Annotated in this window: 17 protein-coding genes and 1 pseudogene; 16 read left to right on the top strand and 2 right to left on the bottom strand. The window is 57.6% G+C overall.

Annotation, left to right across the window (positions count from 1 at the left end):
• Positions 1 to 417 precede the first annotated feature (417 nt).
• Genes ACFL9S_RS09700 through ACFL9S_RS09675 form a run of 6 tightly spaced genes read left to right on the top strand, consistent with a single transcriptional unit; the run spans position 418 to position 7,142 of the window.
• Positions 418 to 1,404: an autoinducer 2 ABC transporter substrate-binding protein gene (locus ACFL9S_RS09700; protein ID WP_405261652.1), complete on the top strand. Its 987-nt coding sequence runs from the start codon at positions 418 to 420 to the stop codon at positions 1,402 to 1,404.
• Positions 1,405 to 1,455: 51 nt separating this feature from the next.
• A complete protein-coding gene (locus tag ACFL9S_RS09695; protein WP_405261651.1) occupies positions 1,456 to 2,955 on the top strand; it encodes a sugar ABC transporter ATP-binding protein in 1,500 nt (499 codons plus the stop codon).
• Positions 2,948 to 3,934 carry an ABC transporter permease gene (locus tag ACFL9S_RS09690; RefSeq protein WP_405261650.1) on the top strand — a complete coding sequence of 329 codons (987 nt, stop codon included), beginning with the start codon at positions 2,948 to 2,950 and terminating at the stop codon, positions 3,932 to 3,934. The genes ACFL9S_RS09695 and ACFL9S_RS09690 overlap by 8 nt, the downstream gene beginning before the upstream one ends.
• Position 3,935: 1 nt before the next feature.
• Positions 3,936 to 4,889 (top strand): ABC transporter permease, encoded by a 954-nt coding sequence (locus ACFL9S_RS09685; protein WP_405261649.1) that lies wholly within the window; start codon positions 3,936 to 3,938, stop codon positions 4,887 to 4,889.
• 16 nt (positions 4,890 to 4,905) lie between these two features.
• The gene (locus ACFL9S_RS09680) at positions 4,906 to 6,540 is read left to right on the top strand and encodes an FGGY-family carbohydrate kinase (protein WP_405261648.1); all 1,635 of its coding nucleotides are present in this window, start codon (positions 4,906 to 4,908) and stop codon (positions 6,538 to 6,540) included.
• Between the two features lie 59 nt (positions 6,541 to 6,599).
• Positions 6,600 to 7,142 carry an SIS domain-containing protein gene (locus tag ACFL9S_RS09675; RefSeq protein WP_405261947.1) on the top strand — a complete coding sequence of 181 codons (543 nt, stop codon included), beginning with the start codon at positions 6,600 to 6,602 and terminating at the stop codon, positions 7,140 to 7,142.
• A gap of 97 nt (positions 7,143 to 7,239) precedes the next feature.
• Here ACFL9S_RS09675 and ACFL9S_RS09670 read toward each other — a convergent pair whose 3' ends face one another.
• Complete coding sequence (locus tag ACFL9S_RS09670) at positions 7,240 to 7,344, bottom strand: hypothetical protein (protein WP_405261647.1); 105 nt, start codon at positions 7,342 to 7,344, stop codon at positions 7,240 to 7,242.
• A 108-nt stretch (positions 7,345 to 7,452) separates the two neighbouring features.
• On the opposite strand from ACFL9S_RS09670, the gene ACFL9S_RS09665 reads away from it, so the two are divergent.
• The 4 genes and pseudogenes from ACFL9S_RS09665 (at position 7,453) to ACFL9S_RS09650 (ending at position 9,096) form a co-directional block, all read left to right on the top strand.
• A complete protein-coding gene (locus tag ACFL9S_RS09665) occupies positions 7,453 to 7,980 on the top strand; it encodes a CbrC family protein (protein WP_405261646.1) in 528 nt (175 codons plus the stop codon).
• A 56-nt stretch (positions 7,981 to 8,036) separates the two neighbouring features.
• Positions 8,037 to 8,264: pseudogene (locus ACFL9S_RS09660) on the top strand (NIPSNAP family protein); the annotation flags it as partial.
• A 127-nt stretch (positions 8,265 to 8,391) separates the two neighbouring features.
• Entirely contained in the window at positions 8,392 to 8,664 is a 273-nt protein-coding gene (locus ACFL9S_RS09655; protein ID WP_405261645.1) for a YceK/YidQ family lipoprotein, read from the top strand.
• Between the two features lie 54 nt (positions 8,665 to 8,718).
• A complete protein-coding gene (locus ACFL9S_RS09650) occupies positions 8,719 to 9,096 on the top strand; it encodes an MmcQ/YjbR family DNA-binding protein (RefSeq protein ID WP_405261644.1) in 378 nt (125 codons plus the stop codon).
• A 65-nt stretch (positions 9,097 to 9,161) separates the two neighbouring features.
• Here ACFL9S_RS09650 and fabB read toward each other — a convergent pair whose 3' ends face one another.
• Positions 9,162 to 10,385 carry a beta-ketoacyl-ACP synthase I gene (gene fabB / locus ACFL9S_RS09645; RefSeq protein WP_405261643.1) on the bottom strand — a complete coding sequence of 408 codons (1,224 nt, stop codon included), beginning with the start codon at positions 10,383 to 10,385 and terminating at the stop codon, positions 9,162 to 9,164.
• Positions 10,386 to 10,540: 155 nt separating this feature from the next.
• Between fabB and mnmC the strand changes: the two genes are divergently transcribed.
• From mnmC to ACFL9S_RS09615, 6 genes are all read left to right on the top strand, one after another.
• Positions 10,541 to 12,541 carry a bifunctional tRNA (5-methylaminomethyl-2-thiouridine)(34)-methyltransferase MnmD/FAD-dependent 5-carboxymethylaminomethyl-2-thiouridine(34) oxidoreductase MnmC gene (gene mnmC / locus ACFL9S_RS09640; RefSeq protein ID WP_405261642.1) on the top strand — a complete coding sequence of 667 codons (2,001 nt, stop codon included), beginning with the start codon at positions 10,541 to 10,543 and terminating at the stop codon, positions 12,539 to 12,541.
• Between the two features lie 162 nt (positions 12,542 to 12,703).
• Complete coding sequence (locus ACFL9S_RS09635; RefSeq protein ID WP_405261641.1) at positions 12,704 to 13,177, top strand: (2Fe-2S)-binding protein; 474 nt, start codon at positions 12,704 to 12,706, stop codon at positions 13,175 to 13,177.
• Positions 13,174 to 15,411, top strand: coding sequence for a molybdopterin cofactor-binding domain-containing protein (locus ACFL9S_RS09630; RefSeq protein WP_405261640.1), 2,238 nt, complete (start codon positions 13,174 to 13,176; stop codon positions 15,409 to 15,411). Before ACFL9S_RS09635 ends, ACFL9S_RS09630 begins: the two co-directional genes overlap by 4 nt.
• Positions 15,408 to 16,703, top strand: coding sequence for a c-type cytochrome (locus ACFL9S_RS09625; RefSeq protein ID WP_405261639.1), 1,296 nt, complete (start codon positions 15,408 to 15,410; stop codon positions 16,701 to 16,703). Before ACFL9S_RS09630 ends, ACFL9S_RS09625 begins: the two co-directional genes overlap by 4 nt.
• Positions 16,704 to 17,282, top strand: a complete 579-nt coding sequence (locus ACFL9S_RS09620; RefSeq protein WP_405261638.1) for an NTP transferase domain-containing protein — start codon at positions 16,704 to 16,706, stop codon at positions 17,280 to 17,282.
• Positions 17,282 to 18,256: an XdhC family protein gene (locus ACFL9S_RS09615; protein ID WP_405261637.1), complete on the top strand. Its 975-nt coding sequence runs from the start codon at positions 17,282 to 17,284 to the stop codon at positions 18,254 to 18,256. Before ACFL9S_RS09620 ends, ACFL9S_RS09615 begins: the two co-directional genes overlap by 1 nt.

Below are 18,256 nucleotides of genomic sequence, written 5' to 3'. Positions count from 1 at the left end.
AGGTCGGTGTAATGAAATTACGTCACCGGCTTCCTTGAATGCCAACCTGAAGCGAAGCACTTTAATAGCAGAATCGCGAGTTCGCTCGCATTCGGTGAATCCTTCCCGGCCGAAAGCCGCTTATGACGCCCCTTTCCGCTGCTTTCAGCCGCCAGCACAGGATGAAATGTTATTTATTTGTTAATTTTTATTTTATTTAACAAAAAAGAAACACCATAACGTAGTAAAAATCCAACCAAGACAGTTAAATAAACATATTGTTAACAAAATAAATTATTAAATTTAACATACAAAGTTACCGATCACACTTTTCCACCTTGCTCAACTCTTCGCCAAAATCTTCTTGCTATCTTGATCCGGTGGCCAATGCCACCTCTTACCTGAAAAAAACAACGAATCAGATAACAAGGTACTGCTATGAAATTTAACCTCCAGTTACTTAATACATGTGTTGTCTCTGCTTGTATGTTGTTCGCTACCCCGCTGCTGGCCGCAGAAAAACACGACATTGCCCTGGTGGCAAAAGTGACCGGGATCCCCTGGTTCACCCGGATGGCCGTTGGCGTGGATGAAGCCGCGAAAAAACTCGATGTGAATGCTTACCAGGTGGGGGGTTCCACTGCCGACCCGGCGCAGCAGGTGAAAGTGATTGAAGACCTGATTGCCAAGAAAGTGGATGCGATTATCGTGGTGCCGAATGATGCCAAAGTGCTGGAGCCGGTGCTGAAAAAAGCCCGCGATCAGGGCATCGTGGTGCTGACCCATGAATCCCCAGACCAGCAGATTGGTCAGTGGGATATTGAAACCATCGACAGTGTGAAATACGCCGAAAAGAATATGGACGAGCTGGCCAGCAATATGGGCGGCAAAGGCGGTTATGCCATCTATGTCGGTTCGCTGACCGTGCCTCTGCATAACGCCTGGGCGGATGCGGCCATCAAATACCAGAAAGAAAAATACCCGGAGATGCATGAAGTCACCTCGCGCCTGCCGGTGGCTGAGAGCATCGATAAATCTTACGCCACCACGCTCGATCTGATGCGCACCTGGCCGGATCTGAAAGGCATTATCGGCTTCGGCTCCCTTGGCCCCATCGGTGCCGGTCAGGCAGTAAAAAGCAAACGTGCGAAAAACAAAATCGCCGTGGTCGGTATTGCGATGCCCGCTCAGGCTGCGCCATACCTGGCAACAGGTGATATCAAGAAAGCCCTGCTGTGGGACCCGAAAGATGCCGGTTTCGCCCTGGTGAGCCTTGCCGACCAGCTGCTGGATGGCAAACAGGTCACGCCGGATCTGACCATTGACGGACTGGGTAAAGCCGATGTCGATATGGAACACCATGTCATCCGCTTTAACCGCATTCTGGAAGTGACCAAAGATAACGCGAAATCCCTCGGCTTCTGATCGTTTTGGGCCAGCCTGACTGGCCCTTTATCCACTCCAGGGTACTGAATTATGTCCACGCAAACACCGTTTATCTCACTGGAAAACATCAGCAAATCCTTTCCGGGCGTGCGCGCACTGGATGACGTGACGCTGACGCTGAACCGGGGTGAAGTGCACTGTCTGGCCGGACAAAACGGCTGCGGCAAAAGCACACTGATCAAAGTGATCTCCGGGGTGTATCAACCCGATAAAGGTTCACATATCAGCATTGACGGCAAGCTGCTCACCCATCTGACGCCCGCCCTTTCGGCTTACTACGGCATTCAGGTGATCTATCAGGATCTGTCGCTGTTCCCCAATCTGTCGGTGATGGAAAACATTGCCGCACATCGCTATCTGCCGGGCGGTAACTTCTGGGTTAACCGTCGGGCTATGCGCCAGCTGGCGCAGGACACGATGGCACGTATCGGTGTGCAGCTCGACCCGGCACGCAAAGTTGAAAAACTGTCGATTGCCGACCGCCAGCTGGTGGCGATCTGCCGGGCGCTGGCGGCCGATGCCAGCCTGGTGATCATGGACGAACCGACCGCATCGCTCACGCGCCATGAAGTGAACGGCCTGCTGCGGGTGGTGAATGAACTGAAAGCCGCTGGGATCTGCGTGGTGTTCGTCAGTCATAAGCTGGATGAAGTGATGGAAGTGTCTGACCGCATCAGCGTGATCCGCGATGGCAAACTGGTGGGCACCTGGCCTGCCAGCAAGCTGGATAGCGATGAGCTGGCCTGGCAGATGACCGGGCAGCGCTTCAGCTTCAGCCATCTGCCGGAACGTGCTGCCCTCAACGAAACGCCGTTGCTGGAAGTGCGCAACCTCTCGCGCCGCAACCAGTATCAGCAGATCAATCTGCAACTCAGAAGCGGTGAGATCACCTCGATTGTCGGCCTGCTGGGTGCCGGGCGTACGGAACTTTGCCTGTCGCTGTTTGGTATTACGCGGCCCGACAGCGGCGAGATAATTATCGATGGTCGACCGGTGAGCCTGCGCAGCAACCGCGATGCGATCGGCCACGGTATTGCTTACGTCTCGGAAGATCGGCAGACCGAAGGGCTGATCATGACGCAGTCGATTTTCGACAACCTGCTGTTGCCGATTTTCTCCCAGCTGCGCAACCGCCTGGGGCTGCTGGATCGGCATGAAGCCCGCCAGCGGGCATCAAAACTGATCCGCGAACTGAATATTAAAGTCTCTGACAGCCAGCTGCCCGTACAAACGCTCTCCGGCGGCAACGCCCAGCGTGTGGCGATTGGGAAATGGGTCGCTACCCGACCGAAAGTGCTGATCCTCGATTCCCCCACCGTCGGCGTCGATATCGCCAACAAAGAGGGGATCTACCGCATCGCCCGCGAGCTGGCAGAGTCCGGGATGGCGGTGCTGATGATCTGCGATGAAATCCCGGAAGCGTATTACCACAGCCACCGCGTGCTGGTGATGCGTAAAGGCGAGCTGGTGGCGAGTTTCGCCCCCCATCTGTGCCGTGAAGAGGAGATAGCCGGAGTGGTCAATGAATAACAAACTGCGTCACCTTATCAGCCAGCATGAATTCTGGCTGGGCATGCTGATTGTGCTGCTGGCGCTGGGTCTGAGCATGCGCACCAGCGAGTTTCTCACTCTGGGTAACCTGACCGACGTCGCCACCAGCTATGCCATCCTCGGTATTCTGGCCTGCGGCCTGTTTGTGGTGCTGATTGCCGGGGGCATTGATATCTCGTTCCCGGCAATGACCGCCATTGCGCAGTATGTGATGGCCAGCACCATGCTGACGCACGGCGGCAATCTGTTCAGCGTCTTTGCCATTGCCATCGGCTGCGGCCTGCTGCTGGGGATGCTCAACGGTTTACTGGTTTATCTGCTGCGGGTTCCGGCGATCATTATCACCATTGCCACGCTGAACCTGTTCTACGGACTGCTGGTCTGGGCCACTAACGGCACCTGGCTGTATGGCTTCCCGGACTGGTTTATGAACGGCATTAACTGGTTCTCCTTCACCGCTACCGACGGCTACGAATATGGCCTGACGCTGCCGCTGTTCTGCCTGCTGGCGGTGTTTGTGGTAACCGGGGTGCTGATGAACTTCACCCGCATCGGACGGCAGATTTACGCCATGGGCGGCAACCGCGAATCGGCTTCACGCCTGGGCATCAACCTCAGAGGCCTGCATCTGACCGTTTACGGCTATATGGGCGTACTGGCAGGCGTGGCCGCCGTGGTGCAGGCACAAACCACGCAGTCCGTGGCACCGAACTCACTGGTGGGCTACGAGCTAACGGTGCTGGCTGCCGTGGTGCTTGGCGGTGCCAGCATGAGCGGCGGGCGCGGAACCTTAACCGGCACGCTGCTGGGTGTGCTGCTGCTGGCCTTCCTGCAAAACGGCCTGACGCTGCTGGCGGTATCGTCTTACTGGCACATGGTGTTTAGCGGCATCATTATTCTGGTCAGCGTGAGCGCCACGGCCTGGAACGAAAAACACCAGCGGGCAAAGGGGAACTGAGATGCAAACATTACTGAATAAACTGCCGGGTGACCGCATTATCCGGCTTCAGGTGCTGATGCTGGTAGCGGTACTGGTGCTGTTTTCCCTGACGCTGGGCGGGCGATTCTTCAGCCTTGGTAACTTCCAGTCCATCGCCAGCCAGCTGCCGGTCCTCGGCCTGCTGGCGCTGGGAATGGGCGTCACCATGCTGACGGGCGGCATTAACCTGTCGATTATCGCCAGCGCCAACGCCTGCTCACTGCTGATGGCGGCACTGATTGTCGCCCATCCTGACCAGCCGCAATGGATTTTCCTCGCGCTGCTGGCCGGGCTGGGGCTGGCTGTGGCGATTGGCGTGGTGAACGGCGTGCTGATTGCGGTGATTGGCGTTTCGCCGATTCTGGCCACGCTGGGCACCATGACGCTGATTGCCGGGCTGAACATTCTGCTCTCCAACGGCGCGGTGATCTCCGGCTTCCCGCCGGTGATCCAGATGCTGGGTAACGGCGATATTGCCGGGATACCGCTGGCGCTGCTGCTGTTCCTGGCCGTGGCGGCGCTGATGTGGCTGCTGCTGGAGCGCACCACGCTCGGCCGCACCATTCTGCTGCTGGGCAGCAACGAGAAAGCCACGCGCTTTAGTGGCGTGAACACCACCCTCGTCACCATTGTGGTGTATGTCCTCTCGGCGCTGATGAGCTGGGGAGCCGCGCTGCTGATGATGTCGATGTTCAACTCGGCAAAGGCGGGCTACGGCGAATCCTGGCTGCTGGTGACCATCCTCGCCTCGGTGCTGGGCGGCATTAATCCTGACGGCGGTTTTGGGCGCATTCCCGGCCTCGTACTGGCGCTGATTGTGCTGCAAATGCTGGAAAGTGGACTGAATCTGCTGGGCGTGAGCAGCTACCTCACGATGGCCCTTTGGGGTGGTGTACTGATCCTGTTTATTGCGTTGCAACATCGCAGAACCTGAGGACTAAGGATAAAAAATGGCGAGTTATTACATTGGTGTGGATGTGGGAACCGGCAGCGCACGCGCAGGCATTTTTGATATTACCGGGCGCATGATGGGCCAGGCGAGCCGTGAGATCGCGATGTTTCGCCCGCAGGCCAATTTTGTTGAGCAGTCTTCCGACAATATCTGGCAGGCGGTGTGCCAGGCGGTACGCGATGCGATTAATCAGACCAACATTAATCCGGTGCAGATTAAAGGGCTGGGTTTTGATGCCACCTGTTCACTGGTGGTGCTGGATAAAGAAGGCCAGCCGCTAACGGTCAGCCCGTCCGGGCGCAGCGAACAGAATATTATTGTGTGGATGGACCACCGCGCCATTGTGCAGGCGGAGCGCATCAACGCCTTAAAACACCCGGTGCTGGACTACGTGGGTGGCGTGATCTCCCCGGAGATGCAAACGCCAAAACTGCTGTGGCTAAAGCAGCATATGCCTGCCAGCTGGCAGAACGTCGGCCACCTGTTCGATCTGCCGGATTTTCTGACGTGGCGCGCGACGGGCGACGTTACCCGCTCGGTCTGTTCGCTGGTGTGTAAATGGACCTGGCTGGCCCATCAGGACGGCTGGGATGCCAGCTACTTTAAACAGATCGGGCTGGAGGATCTGCTGGAGCATGACGCCGCGAAGATCGGCAGCGAGGTCAAAAGCATGGGCGAACCGCTGGGACGCGGGCTGACGCAGCGTGCCGCCAGTGAACTGGGCCTGCTGCCCGGCACCCCGGTCAGCGCCTCGATTATTGATGCCCACGCCGGAAGCCTCGGCACACTGGGCGCAGCGGGTCCCTCCGGTGAGCTGGCCGACTTTGACCGCCGCATTGCACTGATCGGCGGCACCTCAACCGGGCATATGGCGATCTCCCGCGAGCCGCGTTTTATCAAGGGCGTCTGGGGACCGTATTACAAAGCGGTGCTGCCTGATTTCTGGCTGAATGAAGGCGGCCAGTCCGCCACCGGGGCGCTGATTGACCATGTGATCCAGTCGCACCCCTGCTATGCCGCACTGCGCGAACAGGGTAAAAATCAGGGAAAAACTATTTATGAGGTGCTGAACGATCTGCTGCGCAAGATGGCGGGAGAAGCGGATAAAATCGCGTTTCTGACGCGGGATATCCATATGCTGCCCTACTTCCACGGCAACCGCTCACCGCGTGCTAACCCCAATCTGACCGGAATACTCACCGGACTGACGCTGTCGCGTACCCCGGAAGATATGGCGCTGCACTATCTGGCGACCATTCAGGCCATCGCGCTCGGTACCAGGCATATTATTGAAACCATGAACCAGACGGGCTACAGCATCGACACCATTATGGCCAGCGGCGGCGGCACCAAAAATCCGATCTTTGTGCAGGAGCACGCCAACGCTTCCGGCTGCACCATGCTGCTGGCGGAGGAGAGTGAATCGATGCTACTGGGCAGCGCCATGATGGGCACCGTGGCGGCGGGCGTGTACGACACGCTGCCGGAAGCGATGAACGCCATGAGCCGCATTGGTAAAACCGTGACGCCACAGACCAACGAGATCAAACGCTATTACGACCGCAAATACCGGGTGTTCCGCGAGCTGTATCACGACCATATGAAATACCAGCAGATGATGCAGGAGGAATAATGACGCCGGAACAGAGCTGGCAACAGGCTACCGCAGGCTGGGATACCTACCGCCAGGCGATGGCCGCCCTGGAAACGCAGCTTGACCGTCAGCAGTGGCTGGCGGTGCTGGCCGCCCTCGCCGCCTGTCGCGGCAAGATTGCGGTCACCGGCATCGGCACCTCCGGCATTGCGGCGCGTAAAATCGCCCATATGCTGGCCTGCGTTGAGCATCCCGCCATCTGGCTCAGCGCCGCCGATGCCGCCCACGGCGATATCGGTTTTCTGCGCCACGACGATATTCTGATTATGCTGTCGCGCGGTGGCAACTCGGATGAACTCACCCGCTTGCTGCCCACGGTTAAGGCCAAAGGCTGCACGCTGATTAGCGTCACCGAGAACCCGCAGTCGGCCATCGCTCAGGCCGCCGATCTGCTGCTGATGATGCCAAAATCGCAGGAGATCGACCCGCTGAATATGCTGGCAACTACATCGATTATCAGTGTGCTGGCGGTATTTGACGCGATGATCGCCGTGCTGATGTCACAGAGTGGCTATAGCAAGGAGACGCTGCTGACCGTGCATCCGGGGGGGAATGTGGGGAAGGTGTTGCGGGAGGAGTGATCCCCGCAAGACCATGCTCGCTGTAGGTTTTAAACCCACACCGCACGCCATTTTCCTGTAGGGGTCGATCATCTTTTCCGATCGACCCGGCCTGGTTTCAGCAGGCTTGTAAACAAGGAACATCGGGGCAATACGTTTCAATATTGAATGTCTCAAAGAAATCATTCATCAAATCTTCTGCCTCAAGATCATCAAGATTCATACTGTCGGTGATGTGCCCCTATAAATTCACTCTACAGATTTAATGATAAGGTTTTCTGACGGATAACGATGCGATATTATCCGTTAAAACCTTAATGGAAGCCCCCTGATGAACAGGCCGTTACCGCAGTTTACCTACCTCAGCGAGGACTTCACTCGCGATGTCTTTATTCAACAACCCACCACCTGCCACTGCTGCGGTAAAGAAACCGACCGCCACTATAACGGCACCCTCTATATGGTCGGTGACAGCGATATCACCCTGTGCCCGTGGTGCATCCATGACGGCAGCGCAGCCGCTAAGTACGCATGCAGCTTTAACGATCTTTATGATGAAGCACTTGATGATGCCATCGCGGCGGAAGTCTGCGAACGCACGCCGGGTTACAGCTCCTGGCAGGATCAAAGCTGGGCCACTCACTGTAACGATGCCTGCGTTTATCACGGCGATGCCAGTGCAAAAGATGTTGCCGAAGCCAGTGCAGAAACCCGCCAGAAGTGGATGAGTGATTACGAAATGGATGAAGAGAGCTGGTCACAGTTTATGGCCGACTATCAGCCGGGTGGCGATCAGGGAGTCTATAAGTTTGTCTGCCGCCATTGCGAGTTGGTGATGTTTAACTGGGATTTTTCTTGAATGAGGGGCTGGCCCAGGGGCTGTGAATAGATGATTAACGATGAGGTGTGTTGATCTATGGGATCGATGTTCTATCGTTTGGTAACTCTCTGCACGATCCTGATTGCTACTATCTAATTCGTTCCTTTAATAACCCTGAGAGTATGACGACGGTTCTCGATGCGTTTTACTCAAGCGCAGACTGGCCTGGCGGCCCACGGGAAGCCATCATTCGCAGCATCGAGACCAGTATTAAAACGGTGATGAACCTGCCGCCAGAAGGTGTGGACGGGTTGCGAGGGTAAGTGAAGCACCAAACGCGTATGTGATCCTCCGCATTACGCACGCGCTCATATCCCCGCACTTATCATCCCCCTCTTCCCCCACGCTTTCCCCTACCCTGTTGGCGGCAATCATCACAGGGATGTCCTCATGCTCAAGAAAACCGGCTTTACCCTTATCATGCTGCTGCTCAGCGGCTGCGCGACCATCACCAGTCATACCCTGGGCAACAATCCCAAAAACGCATTTTATGCGGGCACGCAGCTCGACTATGACATGCTGCATGACTGCGTCTGGTGCTGGCTTGATCTGCCGGTATCGGTCGTGGGCGATACGCTGATGCTGCCGTTTGATACCTGGCACTATTACCACACGCAGGACCATCCCGCGCCGCCTGTGAAACCGCCAGGGAAAGTGAAATAAACGTCCTGTTTATGCTAGCCTGCGGGGAACGAAAACAGCGCAGGGATAATGGCAATGGACGGACAGCAGATACAAACACTCACCATGCAGATAGCCCTGGCATTGCCCGAAGCAGAGCTGGACTACCCTTTTGGCCCGGAGGCTGAGGTCTTAAAAGTGCGCGGCAAGATGTTTGCGCTGATGTCGCAGGTGCGCGGCGAACGCATCGTCAACCTGAAATGCCGGCCGGAAGATGGCGAACTGCATCGGGCGATCTATGACAGTATTCATGCGGGCTGGCATATGAATAAACGCCACTGGATTTCGATTTATCCGGGGGAGCAGATTACTGAGGGATTGGTGAAACAGCTGGTGGAAGAGTCTTACGATCGGGTGGTGGCTGGCTTGCCGAAACGCTTAAGGCCAACGGCACTGAGAGAAAACAGTCGATAACGTCAATTTTAGATAAAGCAAAGGGGCGATAAATCGCCCCTTTGTCAGCACTGCGCAGCGGCAAATCAGGCCAGTTTGCGCATCACCAGGGTGGCGTTGGTGCCACCGAAGCCGAAGCTGTTAGACATTACGGTAGTCAGCTTACGCTCGGTAGGCTGAGTCACGATGTCCAGGCCTTCTGCTGCCGGGTCCAGTTCGTCGATGTTGATGCTTGGCGCAACAAAACCGTGCTCCAGCATCAGCAGCGAGTAAATCGCTTCCTGCACGCCAGCGGCACCCAGAGAGTGGCCGGTCATCGCTTTGGTCGCAGACATCGCCGGGGTTTTGTCCGGGAATACGGCACGGATAGCGCCCAGTTCTTTCACATCGCCAACCGGCGTTGAAGTTCCGTGGGTGTTCAGGTAGTCGATTGGGGTATCCACACCTTCCATTGCCAAACGCATGCAGCGCATTGCGCCTTCACCGGATGGCGCTACCATGTCAGCACCGTCAGAGGTCGCGCCGTAGCCAACAACCTCAGCGTAGATGTGTGCGCCACGTGCCAGAGCATGCTCCAGCTCTTCAACCACAACCATACCGCCGCCGCCTGCGATAACGAAACCGTCACGCTGCTGATCGTAAGTACGGGAGGCTTTTTCTGGAGTGTCGTTGTACTTGGTGGACAATGCGCCCATCGCGTCAAACTCACAGGACATTTCCCAGCACAGCTCTTCGCCGCCGCCAGCAAACACAATATCCTGTTTGCCCAGCTGGATCTGCTCTACGGCGTTACCGATGCAGTGTGCAGACGTGGCGCAGGCAGAACTGATAGAGTAGTTCACGCCGTGAATTTTGAAGGGAGTCGCCAGGCAGGCAGACACGCCAGATGCCATTGCTTTGGTCACCATATACGGGCCAACGCCACGCAGGCCTTTTGCACGCATACCATCAACGCTGGCTGCCTGATAGAACGGTGAACCACCGCCGGAACCGGCAACCAGGCCCACGCGTGAGTTGTTCTGGTACTGCTCATCGGTCAGGCCGGAATCTTTCACCGCATCCTGCATGGAGAGGAAAGCATAGATTGACGCATCGCTCATAAAACGCAGCATTTTGCGATCGATACGGGCTGAAATGTCGTCCTTCGTTAACTTAACGTTACCCCAGACGTGACTACGCATGCCGGAATCTTTGAGTTCTTGCGAGAAGGTGATGCCAGAACGGCCTTCACGTAATGATGCCAGAACTTCCTCTTGGTTATTACCAATACTGGAAACGATCCCTAGGCCAGTAATCACAGCACGTTTCATTCAATACCTCTTTCACTTCTAATTAGGATTCGACTGGCACTCTAGCTTACAGTTGTACGCCGAACAAGTCCGATCAGCGATTTCCTTGTGTAAATTTGCGTAGGGTCAAGCACAACGTTAAAATCGCTCCACTGCCTGAGCAATGAGCCTTTGCCGTGAAAACCGCACCAATAGAGCACGCACAACTACGCTGGAACGATCAGGGTACACCTGTATCCCGAGTATTTGATGATGTCTATTTCTCTAACCAGAATGGTCTGAAAGAAACGGGTTACGTCTTTCTGGATGGTAATCACCTGCCCGAACGCTTCACGACGCATCCACGCGATCTGTTTATTGTCGCTGAAACCGGATTTGGAACGGGCCTGAACTTTCTAACGCTATGGCAAGCTTTTGATGCTTTCACCGCCAGTGAACCGGAAGCCCGGCTCCAGCGGTTGCACTTTATAAGCTGTGAAAAGTTCCCATTAACGGCCAGCGATCTCGATGCCGCTCTGCAAAGCTGGCCCCAGTTGGCGAATTATGCCCGCCAGCTGCGTGAACAGTGGCCGCTCGCATTGCCCGGCTGCCATCGCCTGCTGCTGGATGGCGGACGTATTACGCTCGATCTGTGGTTTGGCGATATTAATCAACTTATCCATACTTTTGATGACACCCTGAATCAGCAGGTCGATGCCTGGTTTCTGGATGGCTTTGCCCCGGCCAAGAACCCGGATATGTGGACACCTGAACTGTTTGACTGCATGGCCCGCCTCGCGCGGCCGGGTGGCACGCTGGCAACCTTTACGGCGGCGGGATTTGTGCGTCGTGGCCTGCAACAGGCGGGGTTTGAGGTCAGTAAACGCAAGGGGTTTGGTGAAAAGCGCGAGATGCTGATCGGTCATCTGCCTGCCGCAATTGTCCGGCCTGTGCAGGCGCCGTGGTATGCCCGCCCGGCCGCTGAGGGCGATGATTTTGCCCTGGCGGGTGGCGGCATTGCCAGTGCATTGCTGGCCCTGGCCCTCCTGCGGCGCGGTAAAAAGGTCACACTTTATTGTGCCGACGCCCGCCCGGCTGAGGGGGCTTCCGGCAATCGTCAGGGCGCGGTTTATCCGCTGCTCAACCACCACGATCCGGCGCTGGCGCAGTTTTTCCCTGCCGCGTTTACCTTCGCCCGGCGCGTCTACAATCAGCTTACCCTGCCGTTCGAGCATGACTGGTGCGGTGTGACCCAGCTGGCATGGGATGAAAAAAGCGCAGACAAGATCAATAAGATGCTGCAAATGGCGCTGCCGCCTGCGCTGGCCGCCGCAGTGACGACCGCAGAAGCAGAAGCCCTTTGCGGCGTCACGACCGGCTGTGGCGGCATCACCTACCCGCTGGGTGGCTGGCTCTCTCCGGCAGAACTGACCGCCGGGCTGTGGCAACAGGCAGCACAACAGGGAGCGACCCTTCACTGGCAGCAGGACATCACCGCGTTGACGCCGCATCCGGCGGGCTGGCAGCTGAGTTTCCGCGCGCAGCCTGACTGCACGCACCGAAACGTGGTGCTGGCAACCGGTCACCGTCTGACAGATTTCATCCAGAGTGAAAAGTTGCCCATCTATGCGGTGAGCGGCCAGGTGAGCCACGTGCCCACCACGGAGGCACTGTCGGCGCTGAAACAGGTGCTGTGCTACGACGGTTATCTGACGCCGGTCAGCCCGCAGTTTCAGCAGCACTGCATCGGTGCCAGCTATCACCGGGGCGATACCGCAACGGAATACCGCGCCGATGACCAGGAGGAGAACCGCGATCGCCTGCTGCGTTGTCTGCCGGAGGCAGGATGGCCGCAGGAGATTGATGTCAGTGATGGCAAGGCACGCTGTGGCGTCCGTGCCGCCACGCGCGATCATCTACCGATGATGGGCGCACTGCCGGACTATGCCACTACGCTGCAGCAGTACGAAACCCTGGCACAGCAACAGCAGCAGGCGGAACCCGCGCCAGTTTATCAGGGCGTGTTTGTGCTGGGTGCGTTGGGGTCGCGTGGATTGTGCAGCGGCCCGCTGGCCGCAGAAGTGCTGGCGGCGCAGCTTTGTGGTGAACCGATCCCGCTCGACAGCGCCACGCTGGCGGCCACCAGCCCGAACCGCTACTGGGTACGCAAATTGTTGAAAGGAAAAATACCAAAATAAGAATAATCCTTGCCTTAAAGTGCTTACAACAGGAAGTATCATTTCCGCACTCCAAATAAATAGCATAATATTCCGATTGTGCCCCTGAATTCTTCAGGGGCATTTTTGTGTCTGGCCCGTACACGGACGAACGATGATCGGGCCATCAACGGATGATTTGCTATGGACTTCACGCTTAACGGCCAGCGCGTTTCAATTGACGACGCGCACTCAGATACCCCCCTGCTTTATATCTTGCGTAATGACTTCCAGTTAAACGGCCCTAAATATGGCTGTGGAATTGGCGAATGTGGTGCCTGCACCATCACGATTAATGGCGTAGCCGCACGGTCCTGTAGCGTGCCAACCCATACCGTAGCGGGTAAGCAGGTCACAACCCTGGAAGGGCTGGCAGAAGACGACCGACTGCATCCGGTACAGCAGGGTTTTATCGATGAACAGGCCGCTCAGTGTGGCTACTGCACCAACGGCATGATCATGACGCTGGTGGCGCTATTCCAGCGCAACCCGCAGGCATCGGAGCAGCAGATTAAAGATGAACTGGCATTCAATCTGTGCCGCTGCGGCACCCATCTGGAAATTTTGCGCGCGGCACAGAAGGCACGCGACATCATCAGCGGAAGTCAGCCATCATGAATCTGTTCACTCTGACACGCCGCCGCCTGTTACAGGCAGGTGGCTTTATTAGCGTAAGCACCCTGCTGCCAAACCTCTCTCTGGCCCAAACCCCGGCGATAAGTGCGTCTCCCGCAGCCCAGCTGGGCAGTTTTATTGCGCTAGCCGCAGACGGCAAAGTGACCGCCTTTAACGGCCATGTCGACCTCGGTACCGGCGTGCGCACCGCGCTGTCGCAATATGTCGCCGATGCACTGGATGTCCCTTTCAGCGCCATTACGATGATACTCGGGGATACCGCCTTAACACCGGACCAGGGGCCAACGATCGCCAGCGCCACATTACAGGTGACGGCGATCCCCCTGCGCCAGGCGGCCAGCCAGTTACGTCAGCAGCTTATGCAACTGGCGGCCAAAGCCATGAATCTCTCCGTCAGCCAGGTTTACACCGATGCAGGCTGGGTGATCGACCGCCAGCGCCCGGCTCGTCGCCTGAGCTATGGTCAACTGGCTCAGGATAAAGACACGCATTTACCTCTGGACTCCACTATCCCGCTGAATAGCGCAAACCGCTACACCGGTAAATCGGTGGCACGTGTGGATATTCCAGCGAAAGTGACGGGCAAACTGACCTGGGTTCACGATCTTCGCATACCCGGCATGCTGCATGGTCGCGTGGTGCGCCCACCTTATGGGGGGGCGGACAGCAGTGCCCCGTTGGGGCACAGTCTGCTCTCGGTCGATGAGCGTTCCATTGCTCATCTTCCTGGTATCGTGAAGATTGTGGTGATTAAGGATTTTGTTGGCGTTGTCGCCTTGCGTGAAGAGCAGGCGATCGCGGCAATGTACGCGTTAAAGGTGGACTGGAAGCCCTGGGCCGGGCTACCCGCGCTGGGCCTGGACCAGCTGCATGACACGCTGGCGAACTGCAAGAAAACGCCGCGCGTACTGCGTGATGACGAAGGCACTGACAGCGCCCTGAAGAACCGGCATCTCGCCGTTGATGCTGACTACGTCTGGCCTTATCAACTTCACGCCTCCATTGGTCCTTCCTGTGCAGTCGCCGATGTGCGCGACGGGCAGGCGACGCTGTGGTCAGGCACGCAGAACCCACATGATCTGCGTAAAGACCTCGCCGTGCTGTTGGACATTGACCCCGCGGCGGTCGAGGTGAAGCGTATGGAAGCCTCTGGCTGCTACGGGCGTAACTGCGCGGATGATGTCGCGGCCGATGCGGCGTTGCTGTCACAGGCGACAGGCAAACCCGTGCGCGTGCAGTTAATGCGCGAACAGGAAGCCGCATGGGAACCCAAAGGCGCTGCGCAGCTCATCCGCGTCAGCGGTGGTCTGGACCGCATGATGAATATCTCCTGCTACACGCTGCGCACCTGCTATCCCTCCAACAATGCCACTACGCTACCGCTGCTCCTGACAGGGAAGGTGCCGAACCTGCCTGTCGTCCAGTCAATGGGGGACCGCACCGCCATCCCGCAGTACCATTTCCCCCATATGCGGATGATCTGTGAAGATGCCGCTCCGCTGGTACGCGCCTCCTGGATGCGCGGCGTCTCTGCCCTGCCGAACGTGTTTGCGCATGAAAGTTGGATCGATGAAGTCGCCTGGCATTCTGGCCGCGATCCGATCGATCTGCGCCTGGAACACCTTGAGGACGCGCGGGCGATTGTCATGATTAACCATCTGAAGAAAATGGCAAAATGGCAAAATGGCCCGCCCCATCATCGCCCCCAACAACAGGGCGCCGTGCTACGTGGTCGTGGTTTTGCCTGGGCACGCTATGTCCACAGCCAGTTCCCCGGATTTGGTGCCGCCTGGGCCGCCTGGGTCTGCGATTTAAGTGTTAATCGCCAGACCGGAGAGATCCGGCTTAACAACATCTTTGTCAGCCACGACTGCGGACAAATGGTCAACCCGGACGGGGTTCGCCATCAGGTGCATGGCAATATTATTCAATGCGCCAGCCGGGTGCTGAAAGAGTTTGTCACGTTTGATGCCAGCGGAACGACCTCACTTGAATGGGGCAGCTATCCGCTGCTTCGCTTTGATGAACTGCCTGACATCCAGATCGCGCTGATGAACTACCCGGACGAGCCTGCCATGGGGGCCGGTGAGTCCGCGTCCGTTCCGGGCGCCGCCGCCATCGCTAACGCACTGTTTGATGCAACCGGCATCCGTTTCCGCGCGCCGCCGTTCACCCCGGAGCGGGTTCTGCGCGCTTTACAGGGAGGTAACCTATGATCCGCAAATATAAATGGCTGCGTGTTTCAGGCGGGATTGTACTGGCACTGGCTGTCGCCGCTGCACTGTTCAGTCTGCAACCTGAGATTGCGCCGATTTCGCCTCCCGATGCTGCACAGTTTTCTGCTGACAGCATCAACCGGGGAAAAAAACTGGCGGCGCTGGGCGACTGTAGCGCCTGTCATACCCGGCCAGGCGGCATGACCAACAGCGGTGGCCTGGCTATGGATACGCCGTTTGGCACTATCTATAGCAGTAATATCACCCCGGATGCCACCAGCGGTATTGGCAGCTGGTCTTACCCGGCATTCCGGCGTGCGATGCGCTACGGCATTGACCGCCATGGGCATTATCTTTACCCGGCGTTCCCCTACACCTCCTTCACGCAAACCAGCAATGATGATTTGCAGGATCTTTACGCCTTTCTGATGACCCAGCCCGCCGTCAGCTATCGCCCGCCAGAAACACGGTTATCCTTTCCGTTCAGTATTCGCCAGGGGATGGCAGCATGGAACTGGCTGTTCCTGCAACCGGGAGAACGCGCACCGGACCCGAATCAGAGCGCCATATGGAACCGGGGCGCTTATCTGGCCGGAGGATTGGGCCACTGTAGCGCCTGTCATTCACCCCGTAATCTCGCCGCTGCCGAAAAACACGGTAGCGATGCGCTCAGCGGCGGCATTGCCGAAGGGTGGACCGCCCCCGCGCTTAACGGCCACTCCCCGGCGCCTGTCGCCTGGGATCAAACGCAGCTACAGCACTATCTGCGTACCGGTTACTCACGCGAACACGGCGTAGCGGCAGGCCCGATGGGACCGGTGATCGCTGGCGGGTTGTCGCAACAGTCGGATGAAGACCTGGAGGCATTAGCCCACTGGCTGGTGAGTTTCCAGCCAGCGACCACGGCGCAGGCTGATGAACTGACTGCGCGTGCAGAGCAGCGGTCACAGCGGCTGGACTCCGCAGGGGCGCGACAATATTCCGGTTCCTGTATGGTCTGCCACTCGCAGCAGAAAGGACCGCAGCTGTTGGGTGTACGCCCTTCGCTGGCGCTGAACAGCAATCTGTATACCGACACGCCCGATAACCTTATCCGCATTGTGCTGGACGGCATCAGTCATCCGGCGACGGCCAATTTGGGCACCATGCCCGGTTTTCGCCACCAGCTTAGCGATCGCCAGATTGCCACGTTGTTGAACTGGCTGCGCACTGATTTCGCCGGGCAAGCACCCTGGACCGATCTGGAGAACAAGGTGGCAGACATTCGTCAGAACAGTCATGGAGCGGAATAAATGATGGATGTCGGTGCGTTAGTCATGGCGGCAGGTTACAGCCGTCGCTATCGTGATCAGAATGGCCAGCACAAACTCCTGGTCAGGCATCAGGTCTGTGGCAATCTTTCACTGCTGGCCCATACCCTGCGGCTGACTACTGCCGCCTGCGGCAAACGGGTCAATGTGGTGCTGCGCCCGGAAGATCACGCGTTAATCGAGACGGCACGGCATTACCACTGTGGCATCACGCTGGTGGAGAGTCACAGTCTGGGTGATTCCATTGCTGCGGGTGTGGCGACGCAACCTGACTGGTCCGGCTGGCTGGTGATGCTGGCCGATATGCCCTGGTTGCAGTTGAGTACCGTCAGGCGGGTACGTCAGGCAATGGCCGTTGCCGATACTGTCCGCCCGCAGTGGAAGCAGCAGCCTGGTCATCCTGTCGGTTTCAGTGCCAACGTGCGTGAAGCTTTACTCAACCTGCACGGCAAGGCAGGCGCACGTTCTGTTCTGAGCGGCGCCCCGCCGCTGCTGTTACAGGTTGACGACCCGGGTTGCATCCGCGATGTGGATATCCCTGGTGATTGGGCGGAATGCTGATGGTGAATTCTCTGGATATCACCGTGCTGGAAAATGCCCTCAGCTGGATGGGCAGGCAGCGTTGCATCTGGCTGTGTACCGTCCTGCACACCTGGGGTTCGGCCCCGCGCGCACCCGGTTCGTTACTGGCTGTTTCTGAAGAGGGTGCTGTCTGTGGTTCGCTTTCCGGCGGCTGCATCGAGCAGGATTTTCTGCGGCGGCTGGCCGCGGGTGACTACCGCCAGCCCAGCCAGCAGATACGATACGGTGCAGGAGGGCTGTCGCCGGATGTCGCGCTGCCCTGCGGCGGCAGCCTCAATGTCTTGATTGAATGCCTCCCCGCGTCGGCAGAGTCCGAACACTACCTGGCGCAAATGCTGCGAGCGCTGCGCGGCGAGGTCAGCCTGGAAAAACAGATTGCGCCGGGGCAACCGGCACGTCTGATCCCCGCCGATCTCATCACAGGACAACCGCGCGTGACGCAGCAGGAGAATAATCTGATCCTGACGCTCAGTGCCGCCACCACGTTGCTGATTGCCGGGCTGTCTCCGGTGGCGGATTACTGCATTCACTTTGCCCGTATGCTGGGGTTTCATATCCAGGTGTGCGAGCACCGCGAATCTTTGCTGGCCGATTTTGACGCCCGCCCGGTGCTGAGTGCCGGGGTAGAGATCATTCGTCGTTTTCCTGCCCGCCATCTGGAGCTGCACGGATGTCCTGCACATACGGCGGTGCTCAGTCTGACGCATGATGCACGCATTGACGATCTGACCCTGGCAGAAGCCTGCCACACATCGGCATTTTATATCGGTGCGCTGGGTTCACAGAGCAACAGTGAACGCAGGCGGGTGCGGCTGGCGGAGATGGGAGAACTCAGTGCTAAACAGCTGGCGCGTATCAGCGCTCCGGTGGGCATGGCGCTGGGCAGCAAAACGCCACCAGAAATTGCGCTGGCGATTATGGCGGATATTGTTCGGGTGAAAAATGGCGTTTGA

This window comes from Erwinia sp. AnSW2-5 (assembly GCF_045107195.1).
Classification (GTDB): domain Bacteria; phylum Pseudomonadota; class Gammaproteobacteria; order Enterobacterales; family Enterobacteriaceae; genus Erwinia.
Note: the sequence above shows the minus strand (reverse complement) of the source record. Positions and strands in the feature narration are given on the sequence as shown.

Excerpts from the sequence above, each read along its gene's own strand:
- ACFL9S_RS09700 (WP_405261652.1), top strand. The coding sequence starts at position 418 with ATGAAATTTAACCTCCAGTTACTTAATACATGTGTTGTCTCTGCTTGT.
- ACFL9S_RS09695 (WP_405261651.1), top strand. The coding sequence starts at position 1,456 with ATGTCCACGCAAACACCGTTTATCTCACTGGAAAACATCAGCAAATCC.
- ACFL9S_RS09690 (WP_405261650.1), top strand. The coding sequence starts at position 2,948 with ATGAATAACAAACTGCGTCACCTTATCAGCCAGCATGAATTCTGGCTG.
- ACFL9S_RS09685 (WP_405261649.1), top strand. The coding sequence starts at position 3,936 with ATGCAAACATTACTGAATAAACTGCCGGGTGACCGCATTATCCGGCTT.
- ACFL9S_RS09680 (WP_405261648.1), top strand. The coding sequence starts at position 4,906 with ATGGCGAGTTATTACATTGGTGTGGATGTGGGAACCGGCAGCGCACGC.
- ACFL9S_RS09675 (WP_405261947.1), top strand. The coding sequence starts at position 6,600 with ATGGCCGCCCTGGAAACGCAGCTTGACCGTCAGCAGTGGCTGGCGGTG.
- ACFL9S_RS09670 (WP_405261647.1), bottom strand. The coding sequence starts at position 7,344 with ATGAATCTTGATGATCTTGAGGCAGAAGATTTGATGAATGATTTCTTT.
- ACFL9S_RS09665 (WP_405261646.1), top strand. The coding sequence starts at position 7,453 with ATGAACAGGCCGTTACCGCAGTTTACCTACCTCAGCGAGGACTTCACT.
- ACFL9S_RS09655 (WP_405261645.1), top strand. The coding sequence starts at position 8,392 with ATGCTCAAGAAAACCGGCTTTACCCTTATCATGCTGCTGCTCAGCGGC.
- ACFL9S_RS09650 (WP_405261644.1), top strand. The coding sequence starts at position 8,719 with ATGGACGGACAGCAGATACAAACACTCACCATGCAGATAGCCCTGGCA.
- fabB (WP_405261643.1), bottom strand. The coding sequence starts at position 10,385 with ATGAAACGTGCTGTGATTACTGGCCTAGGGATCGTTTCCAGTATTGGT.
- ACFL9S_RS09635 (WP_405261641.1), top strand. The coding sequence starts at position 12,704 with ATGGACTTCACGCTTAACGGCCAGCGCGTTTCAATTGACGACGCGCAC.
- ACFL9S_RS09630 (WP_405261640.1), top strand. The coding sequence starts at position 13,174 with ATGAATCTGTTCACTCTGACACGCCGCCGCCTGTTACAGGCAGGTGGC.
- ACFL9S_RS09625 (WP_405261639.1), top strand. The coding sequence starts at position 15,408 with ATGATCCGCAAATATAAATGGCTGCGTGTTTCAGGCGGGATTGTACTG.
- ACFL9S_RS09620 (WP_405261638.1), top strand. The coding sequence starts at position 16,704 with ATGATGGATGTCGGTGCGTTAGTCATGGCGGCAGGTTACAGCCGTCGC.
- ACFL9S_RS09615 (WP_405261637.1), top strand. The coding sequence starts at position 17,282 with ATGGTGAATTCTCTGGATATCACCGTGCTGGAAAATGCCCTCAGCTGG.